Raw genomic sequence first — 13,783 nt, 5'->3', positions numbered from 1 at the left:
GAGCGCCCTCAACCCGCACCTCCGCTGGTAATGAGTACAAGTACAAGGGCAAGAAGAAGGAGGCCGCGAAGACGCAGCGGAACGCCGACCGTCGAAAGACGGTTGATGAGGGCGTTGCGGCCGATGTTGGTGCGATGCGTCATGTGGTCGACCGTAAGTCAGTCCGTTGCGGACTGTCAACACTTTCCGTCGAAACTTTTTTCAAGAGCCGTCTGGACGGCTAATCAAATGGGACTGGTCTTATCGTCGCAGGCGCGGTGCTATGCGGGTTTGCCAATCGTGGTCTGCGCATTGCGCGCATGACCCCGCGTCAGGCCGCGATGGCGGCCTGAATGCGGAAAAGCCTCATGCCGGCGTGGTGAATCTCGCCGTCGACCACATCGGCCCGGGCGCTGAACCCTCGTTCGTCGACATAGACGATGCGGTTGTCGCTGACCGTCCAGGTGCCGCGATAGGCCGCCTTGCGGAATCCGCGGGTCTCTTCATAGCGTCCGTCGGCATGAAGATCCTGGCGGACATACCCATGCGCGGTCACCCAGGTGCCCGCAAGATCGTGTTGAGTAAGGCTCTGTGTACTCGGTTTTCGGGACATCGAAAGGCTCTCCGGGGCGGGCAAGAGGAAGGGGAGTGGAGACTCTACGACCTCGAGTGCGCTTTAGGTCAAGCACTATATGAAGAGGCGGCTGCGCACGGCCATCCGCATCATGCGAAAGCATCAGTCGTACCGCGCAACCTGCGATCCCCTACACCTGACGGTCTATGTTCGGGCCCGGGGAAGGCTCGTAGATTGAAGTCGCTGCCGCGTGGCGGAATGGCGAGAGGAAGCTGTCATGACCAAGCAGAAGATCGACCCGGACAACGAGCGTTGGCTGAGGCTGGGCGGAGAAGAAGACGAAGACGAAGACGAGAGCAACGACGTCCCGACCCCCGGTACCGGCAAGCAGTTTGGTGAGCCGACGTGGCCAGATGAGTTGCCGGAACACCCGAACTAGTCCTGACGGCTACCTGCATAGCCGATTCGGGGCTCGACGCGGCGGCGGGCTGCCATGGAAGGGCCAGCCCGCCTGGCGCCTTCGCGAGCAGGATTGTTCCTCCTGCGACGCGACGCGCCATAACCCACCCCGAGGCCGTGCAAGCCCGCTATGCTCCGGGTGCATCGCATGATGCTCAACGGGGGAGGCAGGGGATGTTGCGAGTCGTTTCGTACGTGGCGCTATGCGCCGCGCTGGGAGCATCCGGGTACGCCCATGCGGGTAAAGAGCACCCGGGCAAGCCCACCGTAACGGTCCAGATGCAGGTCGACGATGCCGCGAACGATGCGGATCGCGCGACGGTGATGGAAGGCTGGGCGATGATTCGTGCCGGCAAGATCCAGGCGGCCATCGACGGCCCGTTCAATCAGGTGGTGAACAAATACGAGGCAAAGTACGGCAATCAGGCCGGAAAGACCGTGTTCTGTGCCCGCACCATGGAGGACGGACTGCTCTACTCGAGCAGCGCACTGGTGGCTGACAGCAAATCATCCGTGACCGTGCTTGGGCCGGCTTGGGCCATGGCCTATGGCGGTCGCGCCTATGCCTATAACGAGATGAACCGCCCGGACGATGCGCGCGTGGAACTGGAGAAGGCCATTGCCCTGTCTCCCCGTGAAACCGAGTACAAGTCTGAACTCGCCTACGTCTACCAGATCAAGCGCGACTTCGAGAGTTCGCTGCGCCTGTACAACGAAGCGCTCGCCGATGCTGAGATCATCGCCTCTGACCCGGTGAAGTCAAAGTGCATCGCCTATCGGGGCAGCGGTTACGCGTTGGTGGAACTGGGGCGTCTGGACGAGGCCGTGAAAGCGTACGAGGGTTGCCTGAAGATCAAGCCCGGCGAGCCGAAGTCCACCGGCGAGCTTGGCTACATCAGGGATCTTCGCGCCAAGGCGAAGTAACGATGCGCGCGACAACCCCGGTGGGCATCCGCGACGCGGTGCCCACCGGATATCGCATTACATCTTTTCCGGCACCACGATGCCCAGCAGGGTCAGGCCCTGGACCAGCACGTTGCGGGTCAGCGCGCACAGTGCGAGGCGCGATGCGCGGGTGGCTTCCTCTTCGGCGGCGAGTACCGGGCATTCGTTGTAGAAGCGGCTGAAGGTCTGGGCGAGGCCGAACACGTAATCGGCGATCTCGTTCGGGGCGAGGTTGGCAGCGGCCGACGTCACCACTTCCGGGAAGCGGGCGCAGTCCAGAACCAGCGCGCGTTCGGCAGGTGCATCGACCGTGATCGGGCCCGGCGCCGCGCCGCGCTCGCTGGCACGGGCCAGAATCGAGCCGATGCGCACGCACGCATATTGCACGTACGGGCCGGTGCGGCCTTCAAACGAGACCATGCGATCCGCATCGAAGATGTAGCCGGAGGTGCGGTAGCTCGACAGGTCGGCGAACTTGATGGCGGCCATGCCCACCGAGCGGGCCAGGGCTTCCGGATCGCTGACTTCGGTATTTCCGGCGACGCGTTCGCGTGCCTTGTCGATGGCATCGCTCAGCAGGTCTTTCAGCTGGGCCACGCCCCCCTGGCGGGTCTTGTACGGCTTGCCGTCCGGGCCATTTACCGTGCCGAAGCCCGCGTGGAACAGGTCGATGCCATCGGCGTACCCGGCCTTGTGGGCGGCACGGAATACCTGCTCGAAGTGCAGCGCCTGGCGCTGGTCCACCACGTAGACGATGCGGTCGGGATTGTCGCGCTGCTTGCGGTCGAGGATGGTGGCAAGGTCCGTCGTGGCGTACAGCGCGGCGCCGTCCGACTTGGCCACGAGCAACGGCGGCATGGGCTTGCCGTCGCTTTCTTGCGCCACTTCAATGACGAGCGCGCCTTCGCTTTCCACGGCCACGTGGCGCGCGCGCAGATCGTCCAGCATGCCGGGAATGAGCGACTGCACATCGCTTTCGCCCAGCAGCACGTCGAAATGGACGTCCAGCGAGTCGAAGTCACGGCGCTGCGCATCCAGCGAAATGGTGCGGATCGCGCGCCACAGCATCATGTAACCCGGGTTGCCGGCTTGCAGCGCCGCCGTGGCGGCGCGGGCTTCTTCCATGCGGGCGGGTTCTGCCTTGCACGCGGCAGCCGCTTCCGGATACAGCTTCTGCAAGTCGTCCATGCCCAGCGGCAGCACGCCTTCGGGCAACGTCGGTTCGGCCGAGAAGCAGGGCAGGTCGGGCCAGCGCAGGCGGATTTCCGCGATCAGCATGCCCATCTGCAAGCCCCAGTCGCCCAGATGCACGTCGCCGATGGTGTGGTGGCCCAGCGCTCCGAGAATGCGACGCAGGCTTTCACCAATGACCAGGGAGCGCAGGTGGCCCACGTGCAGCGGCTTGGCCACATTCGGGCCACCGAAGTCGATCAGGATGCGCTGCGGAGGCTGGCGCACGATGCCGGCGCCGTCTGCGGCCAGCTGCTCTTCAGCCACCGAGGCCAGGAAGGCCGGCGACAGGCGCAGGTTGATGAAGCCCGGGCCGGCGATGTCCACGGACTCCAGCTGGGGCAACTCGCGCAGGCGTGCGGCGACGTCGGTGGCGATGTCGCGCGGCGGGCGACCCAGCGTTTTGGCCAGCGGCATGGCGCCATTGCATTGCAGGTCACCGAGTTCCGCACGCGAGGCCGGCACCGATCGCGCGGTGTCGGTCGGCAGACCGCAATCGCGGAAAGCGGCTTCCAGCAGGTGATCGACCCGGCTGGCCAGCGTGGCGTCGGAGTGGTGCGACATGGGTTTCATCCGTTCAAAGTGCGACCGGCAATGATACCGGCTGTGGCGCACGCCGGAGGCGTCCGGAGACGCCTCCTTGCGGGTCAGGCCGCGCGGCCGTGGCGCAGCCAGTGGTGAAAAACGCCGTGATCGGCAGCCATCGGTGCCGCGTAGGCCGGGCGGTCGAGCATGGCGCCCAGCGCATCGGGAACGCGGATGGGCCGCCCCACCAGTGGCTCGACGATGGTGTCGAACTTGGCCGGATGCGCCGTAGCCACCACGGTCCAGGCGCGGTGATCGCCCGCCAGACGCTGGCGCTCCAGTACGCGAATGGCCGTGGCGGTATGCGGGCAATAGATTTCGCCGTCACTGAGGGCATGGCGACGCACGACGTCGCGGATTTCTGCATCGTCCACGCTCTGCGCATGCCCATTGGCCCGGGCTGCGTCTTCGCCGCCAAACAGATGCGCCAGGCGCTCGAAATTGCTGGGTGCACCCACGTCCATGGCATTGGCGATGGTGGCGATGGCGTCGCGGCCCCGGTACGGCGCGCCTGCGTAGAACTGCGGCAGCGTGTCGTTGGCGTTGCAGGCAAACATCACCTCGCCTACCGGCAAGCCCATCGCGCGCACCCACAGGCAGGCCACCGCGTTGCCAAGATTCCCGGTGGGCACCATCACATTCAGCGCGTCGTGCGTGCGCCGCCAGTGATTGAGTGCCGCGTGCGCGTAGTACGCCATTTGCGGCAGCAGGCGGCCCAGGCTGATGCTGTTGGCCGAGCTCATCGGTACGTCGGCCTGCAACTGGCGGTCGCCCAGCGCGGCTTTCACCATGCGCTGGCAGTCGTCGAAGCTGCCCGCCACGCGCAGGGCGTCCACGTTGTCACCGAAGCTGCCCAGCTGATGCGCCTGGCGCGGCGACACACGATGGTCCGGATAAAGAATGGCCACGCGCATGCCCGGCACCCGGTGGAAAGCAGCGCCTACCGCAGCGCCCGTGTCGCCGGAAGTTGCCACGAGAATGGTGAGCGGCCGCGTTGCGTCTGCGCGCAGCCGGCGCATGCAGGCTGCAAGGAAACGCGCGCCGAAATCCTTGAATGCCGCCGTGGGGCCATGAAAGAGCTCGAGCACGTGCGCGCCAGGCATCGCCAGCGCGCGGTGCGGCGCATCGAAGGCGAAGGCCTCCGCGCAGATGGCCTTCAGCTCCGGTGCGAGTGCATCGCCTGCAAAAAAGGGAGCCAGCAGATACGCGGCGGTCTGCGCCAGGGAGAGCCCCTGCGGGAAATCGTCTGGCGAAAGATGTGGCATGTTCTCGGGAACATATAGCCCGCCATCGGGCGCCAGGCCCGCGTTGATGGCATCGGAAAGCGTGGCTGCCGGGGCGTTGCCCCGTGTGCTGACAAAGCGCATGGCTCAACCCACCCTGGCGGCAGGGCCGTCCACGGGAGCGACCAGGCGGTCGCTGGCATAGCCTGCCTCGGCAAATGCGGCCACCATATCCAGCGACGCGCGCCCGGCGCTGGCGGCGTCTTCAAACCAGCCAAACACGCTGGGGCCTGCGCCGGAAATGCTGGCGCCCATGGCGCCGTTATCCAGCGCAGCCTGCTTCACCCGGTCAAAACCCGGAATCAGCGGCGCGCGACGCGGCTCCACCAGTACATCAGACAGACCTTCCCGGACCAGGGCTGCTTCACCGCGGTAGCAGCCGGCCAGCACCAGCGCGAGATTCGCGCTCTGGGTGACGAACTGGCCCAGCTCGTAACTGCCAGCCAGCGCGGCGCGCGCGCGGCGGGTTTCCAGCACGTAATGCGGATGCACCAGTGCGCAATGCCATTGGGCCGGCACCGGAATGCGGATGAGACGGTCATGGGTGGACAGCACCAGGCCGCCGAGCAGCATGGGCGCCACGTTGTCGCCGTGACGGCTGCCGCTGGCCACCGATTCACCATCCAGCGCATAGGGATAAAGCGCCTCGCGCGACAGTGGTTCGTCCAGCAATTCGTTGGCGGCCACCAGCGCGGCCACGCACGATGCGGCCGAGCCACCCATGCCTGAACCGAGCGCGATGCCCTTGTGCAGGGTAAGTTCAAAGCCGAACGGGAGGTCCAGGGCATGACGCAGCGACAGCAGCGCCGCGCCGGCCGTGTTCTCTTCGGGGCGAAGGGGCAGGTCGGTGATCACGCCATCGATGGCAGCGATTCGCACTTCGCGCTCCGGGATGCGGCGCACGTCCGCGCGGTCGCCGGCGCCCGCTACACAGTGGCCGAGGATGTCGAAGCCGATGCCAACGTTGCCGACGCTGGCAAAGGCCTGTGCGCTGGCCATATCGGCCCGGGGAATGGAGAAGGTGTCTTTCAGCATGCGCATCGTTTTACTCCCATCGCACCGGCCACGCGCAGCAGATCGGTAAATACCGCTGCGGCCGTGACCTCCGGGCCGGCCCCCGGACCCTGCACGACCAGCGCATTGTCGCAGTAACGGCGCGTGGCGAAGCGCAGCACATTGTCGGTCAGGCGGGAATGCGCAAAGGCGTGGTCGCGCGGAATGCTTTGCAGAACCACCGACGCGCCGCTCTGGTCCAGCCGTGCCACGTGGCGAAGCACGCATCCTTCGGCCTGGGCCAGGGCGTGGCGGGCGACCATCGTGGCGTCCATGTCTGCCAGCGCATCCATGAAATCCTCGCGCGATACGTTGGCCAGGTGCTCAGGAACCAGGCTTTCGATCCGAACGTCTTCCAGCGTGAGCCGGATGCCGGCTTCCCGGGCCAGGATCACAAGTTTTCGTGCCACGTCCACGCCGGAAAGATCATCGCGGGGGTCCGGTTCCGTGTAGCCCATGTCGTGCGCCTCACGCACCAGCCGGGAGAACGGGGCATTCCCGTCGTAACGGTTGAACAGCCATGCCAGCGTGCCGGACAGCATGCCTTCCACGGCAATCAGCTGGTCGCCCGTATCGAGCAGGTCGCGCAGGGTCTGAATCACGGGCAGCCCTGCGCCTACGGTTCCTTCGTAGCCAAAGTGCGCGGACCCTTCTGCCGCTGCCTCGTGGATGGCGTGCCAGCGGGCGAGGTCGCCGCTACCCGCTTTCTTGTTCGGGGTGATCACGTGCAATCCGGCCGACAACCAGCTCGCGTAGTGATCCGCCACGCGGTCGCTGGCGCTGCAATCGGCCAGCAGGGCCACGCCGTCGCCTTCGCCTCGAACGTAAGCACCGAAGGCGTGCAGATCCGCCGGCCGCCAGGTCTGGGCGCCATGGGATCGGCCATTGAGGGCCTCGTCGTCGCAATCCAGCCACATGTGCCGGCTGTCGGTGACGGCGCGCAGGCGCAGATGCAGCCCGGCGTCGCGAAGCAGGCGTGGTGCCGCATCTTTCAGCTGGGCGAGCAGGGCGGTGCCCACTTTGCCGGGCCCGATGAGGCCAATGTCGACCACGAGCGGGGGAGCCACTACGCGTCGTGGCGCGCGGTGATGCGGACTTTCAGGTTGTGCGATGGCGCTGGACACGGGTTGCCTCCGGGTGAGAGGCCCCTGTTCGCTTGAGATCGGAAGACGTGGATTGCGCGCCGGACCCATCCCTTGCGAGGGCGGGGCCGGTTGCGACTTTCAGATCTAGTCGCGCACGAGCTCCCGGCCCTCGACGGTAGTAGTCGTGGTCGTGGTGGTCGTGGCGGTGGTGTTGCGAACATCGGACGCGCGCGCCCCGGCCGTGGTCACGGCAGAGAAAAAGCAGGGGGCGTGGGCGAGGAATGACATGGGCCGACGTTAGGCCCGGGCCGGGGCGGCTGTCAAGCGCATGAGAGCAAGCCTGACGGCGATGGGCATGGATCCGGCCGGCTTGGCAGGAATCGCGAGCAAGCCCGCTCCCCCAAAGCCGGCCGTGTCGTCTTATTTCGACAGATCAATCGTATAGACGGCCGTGCCGTCACCGTTGTCCTTCAGCTGGCGGACGTTCTTCAGGCCCGACTCACGGGCCACATCTTCCTTGCCCGAGGCCGACACGAAGGTCACATCGCCAGCCGTCTTCATGGGGGCAAAGCGCCAGGACGTCTTCTCGACATCGGCCCGGGTGATGTTCTTCTTCGCTTCGATCCAGTGGATCACGACCTCGCGATTGCCGTCCGGCGCGTTCAGCACGATGTTGCTGCCGTCCAGTCCCGGGAAGCTGCCGCCACCGCTGGCGCGGTAGTTGTTGGTGACCACGACGAAGGTCTGATCGGGCTTCACCGGCTTGCCCTTGTAGCGCAGGCTGGTGATGCGCTCGCCGTCCGGCCGGGACAGGTCGATCACGTACTGGATGCCGCCCTGAATCTGGTCGAAGTTGTAGCCCGGCAGCTTTTTGCTGATCAGCGGCTGCGCAGCCGTGGTCTTGCTGTCAATGCGGTTGAAACGCGTGGCGCTGGTTTCCAGCCACGCCTTCAGGCCCTTGCCGTCAACTTTCACAGCCGCCAGCGTGTTCGGATAGAAATAAAGATCGGCCGCGTTGCGGATGGTCAGCGGGCCTGCTTCCACATCGGTGAAGTCTTCCGGGCCACCGAAGCCGGTGCGGAACGCAGAAGCCGACGACAGCACCGGCACGTTTTTCAGTTCCGGGTGCTCGCGTCCGAGTTGTTCGGTGACGTAGTCGCGCTGGGCGGCCGTCACGACCGAAAGCGCGGACATGTCGCCCACATCGGCGAAGTAGCTGCTCATGCGGTGATCGCTGCTGCCGATAGGCGTGTTGACGTAGGCAACGGCGGCCTGATGAGCATCACTCACCAGCGGTGCGATGGACGGGTCCGGTGCAACGCAGTCGTCTTTCTTCGCGCAGATCGGACGCACTTCACTGTGGCTGGCCGACTTGTCGACGACCCAGTGATCGCCCTCGCGCTTGAGGGTCATGCGAATGACGCCAAGATCCTTGCCGAAGAAGCCGCCCATGACAGCGGGCACGCCGCGCACGAGGCCGCGCTTTGCATCGACCTCGGCCATGCCGGCGTAATGGGGGCCGGGGAATTCAGTGTGGGAATGACCGAGCAACAGCGCATCCATGCCGGGAACGCCGGCCAGATACCAGCCGCCGTTTTCCATCGTCGGCGAGTACGGCTCGGTGTTGAGGCCGCCGTGCAGGATGCCGATGATCAGGTCAGGATGCTGAGCCTGCACTTCGGGCATGTAGCGCCTGGCCGCTTCCATCACGCCGGTGACGGTGACCTTGCCTTCCAGATTGCGCTTGTCCCATTCCATGATCGGGGGCGGCGTGAAGCCGATGATGCCCACGCGAAGCGGCACGTTCACCGTCTTGCCGTCGGGTGTCGTGGCGGTCACGGTCTTCTCGACGATGGTCCACGGCTTGAAGATGGGGTTTTCGTCGCGCGCACTGAACACGTTGGACAGCACCAGCGGGAAATGCGGGCCGGCGCAGGCCTTGTCGCTGCCGCCCTCCACGTTCATCGGCGTGCCGGTTACCTGCGAGAGGAACGACAGGCCGTAGTTGAACTCATGGTTGCCTGCGGTGCCGCCGTCGTAACCCAGCGCATCCATTGCGCGGTACATCGACAGTTCCGTGTCGCAGCCAATCGGCTTCACCGTTGCCTGGTAGTCGGCCAGCACGGTGCCCTGGATGGTGTCACCGCTGTCGAACAGGAACGTGTTCGGGAATTCCTTGCGGGCATTGCGGATCAGCGTGGCGACGCGCTCGTAGCCCAGCGTCGGATCGTCTTTCTGCTTGTAGTAGTCGTAGCTCAGGATGTTCGAGTGAACGTCCGTGGTTTCCAGAATCGCCAGATCCAGCTTCGCTCCCTGCGGGGCCGTGGTGGTGGCGGCAGGCTTGCTGCCGGGGGCGGCAGCACACGCCGCGAGCAGGGCGGCCGAGAGCGTGGCCAGAGCGAAAGGCTTGAACATGGGGACGTCCGGTGGGTACTTGAGGGGGCGAAAATTAACAGAATGAGCCAGGCGATGCTCGTTGGCGGCATCGCCTGCGGTCAGTGGCGCTCTGCCTTGGCTTCGTCGAAATAGATGTAATCGCGCTCGCCATCATTGAGGCGTTTGGTTCGCAGAATAAAACGATACGTGCTTGCCGGAAGCGCCGATCCGTCGATGCGCTGCATCGTCAGGCCCGTAGCTTCGTCGGTGCGCACGTCCGCAGGCACCACGCGATATGTGTCGGCGGCACGACCGGCCTTTCCTTCCAGCGCTTCGTGCAGCACGCGTCCGTCGGTGCGACCCAGCGACACGCCCAGAATCGCGGCCAGCGTGGGCGCAAGATCCACGTTGCCGCTGGGCAGTTCATCGCGCCAGGCGCGGCGGAAATGCGGGCCACTGGCAATCAGCGTGTTGTGCACATCCACCGGGCTGAAGCTGCCATGCATGCCACGTTCGTTGGACATGCTGCTGTAAAGCGTGCCGCGGAATCCCTGCACCACGGCGTTCGCGTCGTAGTCGTAGCTGGCGATGATGTCCGGCGCGCGGCGATTCTCCAGATGCACGCTGGCCAGGGGCAACGTGCCGGGAATGCGGCCATAGCGCTCGTCGACAAAAATCGCACCGAACGGCTGGCGGCTTTGCAGAAAACGCACAGCTCGGCGGACCTGATCGGCGTTGTGCTCCGGCTGATACAGATATTCGCTGCCGCCGTTGGGCGCAAGGACGAAAGCACCTTTGGGCAGTTCCGCCGGCATCTTGTACGAAGGCGTGGTGTACGGACCCGGCTTGCCGCACAGACGGCCGTCGTCATCGAACTTCGTGGGACGCAACTGCGATCCATCGGCGCGGATGCCCGACATCACGGGCGAGTAGATGCAGCCTGTGCCGTCGAAGGCAGTGAAACCTGCGCGGGTCATTTCATCGGCCAGACGCACCGAGCCGGATACCGAGTAACCCCAGTCGGCATCAACATTGGCGACACGGCCGTCGTTGATGCCGCGCAGCGGGAACAGATCAGTCGGGCCTGCAATATTGCTGTGTGCGTGATCGGACACCACGACCACGTCGGTATCCGCGTCCATGCCAAGCTCGCGCAGCTTTGTCTCCAGCTTGCCCAGCAGTTCGTCCTGCTGGCGCAGCGCCACGTGGAAGTTCGGCGAACCGACGCCGTACTGATGCTCGGTGATGTCCGGGTTGCGCAGCCACACGATGCTGACATCGGGCTTTTCCTGGGGAAGGATGTAGCTGAGGAACGTATCCATCAGATACGCATTGGCCGCAGCGGGCGTGGTGCCTGCGCCATCGGAGGCATCGGAGGTCACGCCGTCTTTCAGCGTCACGATGGGCAACTGGGCGGTGGGCTTGTCGTTGTCCGGCTCCAGCGAGAAGCGATCCGGCTCATAGGCATTCACGGTGTTGGCGGGCAACGGGCGGCCCGCCTTCTGCAAGCGCTTTGCGAAGGCCAGCGGCAGCGCCACGTTCTCGTCGAGGATGACGCCGCCTTCCTTATAGTCCTGGAGGAACGCGGGGCCGGATTTGCCGACGACGGCCGTCTTCATGCCTGCCTTCTGCGCACGGGACAGCAGGTTGGGTACTTGCAGCAGTTCGTGGTCGTAGTGTTCGTCCAGCGCACGCAGGATTGCGTAGTCCTCGGTATAGACCGGCGACACCGAATCAATGGCGCCGCCCTTGGCGTCACGCCCCTTCGTGCCGGGCGCCCAGAAACGGTTGCCGAAGAAGCCAATCGTCCCCGGGAACGAGCCGGTGGCGAAGCTCGACGCATTGATCATGGTGAACGTGGGGTACGTGGCATGGTTGTCCGCGAAGAACACACCGCGATCCGCCATGGCCTTGAGGTTCGGGGTGTCTTCCTGGCTGATGGCATCCGGACGCATGCCATCCCACACGAAGACGATCACGCGGCGTGCGGGTACGGCGCTGGCCAGCGCAGGGGAAAGCGCGGCAGCGGCCGCGGCGAGGCAGAAAGCGAGGGTGCGCAGCGGGATCATGGGCTCGTGGGGATGACGGAACAATCAGCCATGGTCCTTCACCTTTGTTTCAGTTTGCTGTCGCCGGGCGTTACCCTCGTGGGCTGACACCACCGAAGGACACCGCATGAAGCCCATCCCGACGAGCCTCCGGCTCGCCCTGCTGAGCGCCACGGCCACTCTGGTCGCTGGCTGCGCTACCCCGTCGCCGCACGCCCCGGCCACCCCGGCTCCGTCCGCAATCGACGTGCCAGCCATCCAGCGCCCTGCCCAGGAAACCCCTGAGTGGTGGTTCCGCAACGGCGCCGCCCAGGCGGCGAAGGCCAGTCAGGAAGCCAATGCGGGCGGGCAGCACGCGAAGAACGTGATCGTTTTCCTCGGCGATGGCATGAGCATCCCGACAATCGCAGCGGCGCACATCCGCGCGGGTCAGTTGAAGGGCGTGGACGGTGAGAGCTACCGGCTGAGCTTTGAGAATTTCCCGTTCAGCGCACTCAGTCGCACCTACGAGACCGACCAGCAGACCCCGGACTCGGCAGGCACCATGACCTCCATCATGTCGGGCGTCAAAACGCGCGCCGGCTTTATCGGCGTGTCCCAGGTGCCGAAGCGCCAGGACTGCCTGACCTCGAAGGGGCAGGAACTGGTCAGCACGCTGGAGCTTGCCTCTGCGGCGGGCATGTCCACCGGAGCGGTGACCACCACGCGCGTGACGCACGCCACGCCGGCCGCCACCTATGGCCATCTGCCCGAGCGCAACTGGGAAGTGGACGCGGCGATTCCGGCCGACATCCGCGCGCAGGGCTGCAAGGACTTCGCCGCCCAACTGGTCGACTTCCCCCAGGCCAGCGGCCTGACGGTCGCCATGGGCGGTGGACGCACCGAGTTCATGCCCAGGGGCGTTGCCGATCCGGAGTACGCCGACAAGTCGGGCCAGCGCCTGGACGGTCGCGACCTCATCGCCGAGTGGAAGGCGAAGCATCCGGGCGGCGAATACGTGTGGAACGAAGCGCAGTTCAAGGCGCTGGACATCAGCAAGACGACGAATGTGCTGGGCCTTTTTGAGCCTTCGCACATGAACTACGCGCACGACCGTCCCAACGACAAAGCCGGTGAGCCCAGCCTCGCTGAAATGACCGCCACGGCGATCAAGGTGCTGAAGAAGAACCCGAACGGCTTCTTCCTGATGGTGGAAGGCGGTCGCATCGACCATGCGTTGCATGCAGGCAATGCGTATCGCGCGCTGGACGAAACCATCGGCATGGCCGATGCCGTGCAGGCGGCGTTGGACAACACGGACGCATCCGACACGCTGATCGTCGTGACCGCCGATCACAGCCACACCATGGCCTTTGCGGGTTATCCGACGCGCGGCAACCCGATCCTCGGCCTGGTACGCGGCGCAACGGACAGCTACGACGAAGAAGGCGGCGCCGGCCTGGCGAAGGACGCTTCCGGCAAACCGTACACCACGCTCACCTTCGCCAATGGCCCGGGCTACACCGGTGCTAGCGATGCGCAGCCGGAAGGCAGCAAGACGTATCCGCACAACCCGCGCACATACACCGGCGTGACCAAGGGGCGCCCGGACCTCACGCACGTGGACACCACCGCGCCGGACTACATGCAGGAGTCGGTGTATCCGATGAAGGCAGAAACGCATGGCGGTGAAGACGTGGCGATCTTCGCGCATGGTCCCGGCGCCGCTGCATTCCATGGCGAGCTTGAAGAGAATGCGATCTTCCACGTCATCGTGCAGCACGCACCGTTGATTCGCGGCGAGCTGTGCAAGCTTGGCAGCTGCAACGCTGATGGCGTGCCGGTGAATCGGCCGACGTACGAAGCCTGGAAGACGCAGTCCATCAAGTAATCAGCGACAGGCGTGTCGTCGCAGGCATGTATCGCACGCAAGCTCGCTCTCACAGAATGTTCAATCTGTGGGAGCGGGATGGCTCCGGATGTGTTGCATGACGCACATCTCGCTGCGTAACACTGAAACAGCGCTGTAAGACCCTGTACACATCCGCACCTCACGATCTTGCGATTCCCTTCAATCGTGACAATGGCTGTCAAGGCCTTCGGAGTCGTGTCGATGTATCAGCGCCGCTTGCTTGTTCTTGCCCTCACTGCCGCCTTTGCCGGTGTGGTCCACGCGGGCGATGCTCC

12 protein-coding genes are annotated in these 13,783 nt (G+C 65.1%); 3 read left to right on the top strand and 9 right to left on the bottom strand.

Annotated features, from left to right (window positions below; genetic code table 11):
- Window positions 1-8 precede the first annotated feature (8 nt).
- Together FHW69_RS19070 and FHW69_RS12880 are read right to left on the bottom strand one after the other, a co-directional pair.
- Window positions 9-143 (bottom strand): hypothetical protein, encoded by a 135-nt coding sequence (locus FHW69_RS19070; protein WP_255494784.1) that lies wholly within the window; start codon window positions 141-143, stop codon window positions 9-11.
- 167 nt (window positions 144-310) lie between these two features.
- Window positions 311-592: an Atu4866 domain-containing protein gene (locus FHW69_RS12880; RefSeq protein WP_183423474.1), complete on the bottom strand. Its 282-nt coding sequence runs from the start codon at window positions 590-592 to the stop codon at window positions 311-313.
- A gap of 238 nt (window positions 593-830) precedes the next feature.
- On the opposite strand from FHW69_RS12880, the gene FHW69_RS12875 reads away from it, so the two are divergent.
- Together FHW69_RS12875 and FHW69_RS12870 are read left to right on the top strand one after the other, a co-directional pair.
- Window positions 831-992: a hypothetical protein gene (locus tag FHW69_RS12875; RefSeq protein ID WP_183423473.1), complete on the top strand. Its 162-nt coding sequence runs from the start codon at window positions 831-833 to the stop codon at window positions 990-992.
- 194 nt (window positions 993-1,186) lie between these two features.
- The gene (locus tag FHW69_RS12870) at window positions 1,187-1,936 is read left to right on the top strand and encodes a tetratricopeptide repeat protein (protein WP_183423472.1); all 750 of its coding nucleotides are present in this window, start codon (window positions 1,187-1,189) and stop codon (window positions 1,934-1,936) included.
- A gap of 57 nt (window positions 1,937-1,993) precedes the next feature.
- On the opposite strand, the gene argS is transcribed toward FHW69_RS12870, so the two are convergent.
- The 7 genes from argS to FHW69_RS12835 form a co-directional block, all read right to left on the bottom strand.
- Window positions 1,994-3,751 (bottom strand): arginine--tRNA ligase, encoded by a 1,758-nt coding sequence (gene argS / locus FHW69_RS12865; RefSeq protein ID WP_221195529.1) that lies wholly within the window; start codon window positions 3,749-3,751, stop codon window positions 1,994-1,996.
- An 83-nt stretch (window positions 3,752-3,834) separates the two neighbouring features.
- Window positions 3,835-5,139, bottom strand: a complete 1,305-nt coding sequence (gene thrC, locus FHW69_RS12860) for a threonine synthase (protein WP_183423470.1) — start codon at window positions 5,137-5,139, stop codon at window positions 3,835-3,837.
- Window positions 5,140-5,142: 3 nt separating this feature from the next.
- On the bottom strand, window positions 5,143-6,096 hold the full coding sequence (locus tag FHW69_RS12855; RefSeq protein ID WP_183423469.1) for a homoserine kinase: 954 nt from the start codon (window positions 6,094-6,096) through the stop codon (window positions 5,143-5,145).
- Complete coding sequence (locus FHW69_RS12850) at window positions 6,084-7,175, bottom strand: homoserine dehydrogenase (RefSeq protein WP_343204024.1); 1,092 nt, start codon at window positions 7,173-7,175, stop codon at window positions 6,084-6,086. The genes FHW69_RS12855 and FHW69_RS12850 overlap by 13 nt, the downstream gene beginning before the upstream one ends.
- 162 nt (window positions 7,176-7,337) lie before the next feature.
- Complete coding sequence (locus FHW69_RS12845; RefSeq protein ID WP_183423467.1) at window positions 7,338-7,481, bottom strand: hypothetical protein; 144 nt, start codon at window positions 7,479-7,481, stop codon at window positions 7,338-7,340.
- 132 nt (window positions 7,482-7,613) lie between these two features.
- Entirely contained in the window at window positions 7,614-9,608 is a 1,995-nt protein-coding gene (locus tag FHW69_RS12840) for a bifunctional 2',3'-cyclic-nucleotide 2'-phosphodiesterase/3'-nucleotidase (RefSeq protein WP_183423466.1), read from the bottom strand.
- An 80-nt stretch (window positions 9,609-9,688) separates the two neighbouring features.
- Window positions 9,689-11,638 (bottom strand): alkaline phosphatase family protein, encoded by a 1,950-nt coding sequence (locus FHW69_RS12835; RefSeq protein ID WP_183423465.1) that lies wholly within the window; start codon window positions 11,636-11,638, stop codon window positions 9,689-9,691.
- Window positions 11,639-11,744: 106 nt separating this feature from the next.
- Between FHW69_RS12835 and FHW69_RS12830 the strand changes: the two genes are divergently transcribed.
- Window positions 11,745-13,487: an alkaline phosphatase gene (locus tag FHW69_RS12830; RefSeq protein ID WP_183423464.1), complete on the top strand. Its 1,743-nt coding sequence runs from the start codon at window positions 11,745-11,747 to the stop codon at window positions 13,485-13,487.
- The last annotated feature ends 296 nt before the right edge of the window (window positions 13,488-13,783 follow it).

This window comes from Luteibacter sp. Sphag1AF, assembly GCF_014192715.1.
Taxonomy (GTDB): domain Bacteria; phylum Pseudomonadota; class Gammaproteobacteria; order Xanthomonadales; family Rhodanobacteraceae; genus Luteibacter.
The sequence above is the reverse complement of the archived record's forward strand: the minus strand, read 5'-3'. Positions and strand labels throughout refer to the sequence as shown.

What these genes read in the sequence shown, in the direction of transcription:
- FHW69_RS19070 (WP_255494784.1), bottom strand. Translation starts at nt 143, where the DNA reads ATGACGCATCGCACCAACATCGGCCGCAACGCCCTCATCAACCGTCTT.
- FHW69_RS12855 (WP_183423469.1), bottom strand. Translation starts at nt 6,096, where the DNA reads ATGCGCATGCTGAAAGACACCTTCTCCATTCCCCGGGCCGATATGGCC.
- FHW69_RS12875 (WP_183423473.1), top strand. Translation starts at nt 831, where the DNA reads ATGACCAAGCAGAAGATCGACCCGGACAACGAGCGTTGGCTGAGGCTG.
- FHW69_RS12845 (WP_183423467.1), bottom strand. Translation starts at nt 7,481, where the DNA reads ATGTCATTCCTCGCCCACGCCCCCTGCTTTTTCTCTGCCGTGACCACG.
- FHW69_RS12830 (WP_183423464.1), top strand. Translation starts at nt 11,745, where the DNA reads ATGAAGCCCATCCCGACGAGCCTCCGGCTCGCCCTGCTGAGCGCCACG.
- argS (WP_221195529.1), bottom strand. Translation starts at nt 3,751, where the DNA reads ATGTCGCACCACTCCGACGCCACGCTGGCCAGCCGGGTCGATCACCTG.
- FHW69_RS12835 (WP_183423465.1), bottom strand. Translation starts at nt 11,638, where the DNA reads ATGATCCCGCTGCGCACCCTCGCTTTCTGCCTCGCCGCGGCCGCTGCC.
- FHW69_RS12840 (WP_183423466.1), bottom strand. Translation starts at nt 9,608, where the DNA reads ATGTTCAAGCCTTTCGCTCTGGCCACGCTCTCGGCCGCCCTGCTCGCG.
- FHW69_RS12870 (WP_183423472.1), top strand. Translation starts at nt 1,187, where the DNA reads ATGTTGCGAGTCGTTTCGTACGTGGCGCTATGCGCCGCGCTGGGAGCA.
- thrC (WP_183423470.1), bottom strand. Translation starts at nt 5,139, where the DNA reads ATGCGCTTTGTCAGCACACGGGGCAACGCCCCGGCAGCCACGCTTTCC.
- FHW69_RS12880 (WP_183423474.1), bottom strand. Translation starts at nt 592, where the DNA reads ATGTCCCGAAAACCGAGTACACAGAGCCTTACTCAACACGATCTTGCG.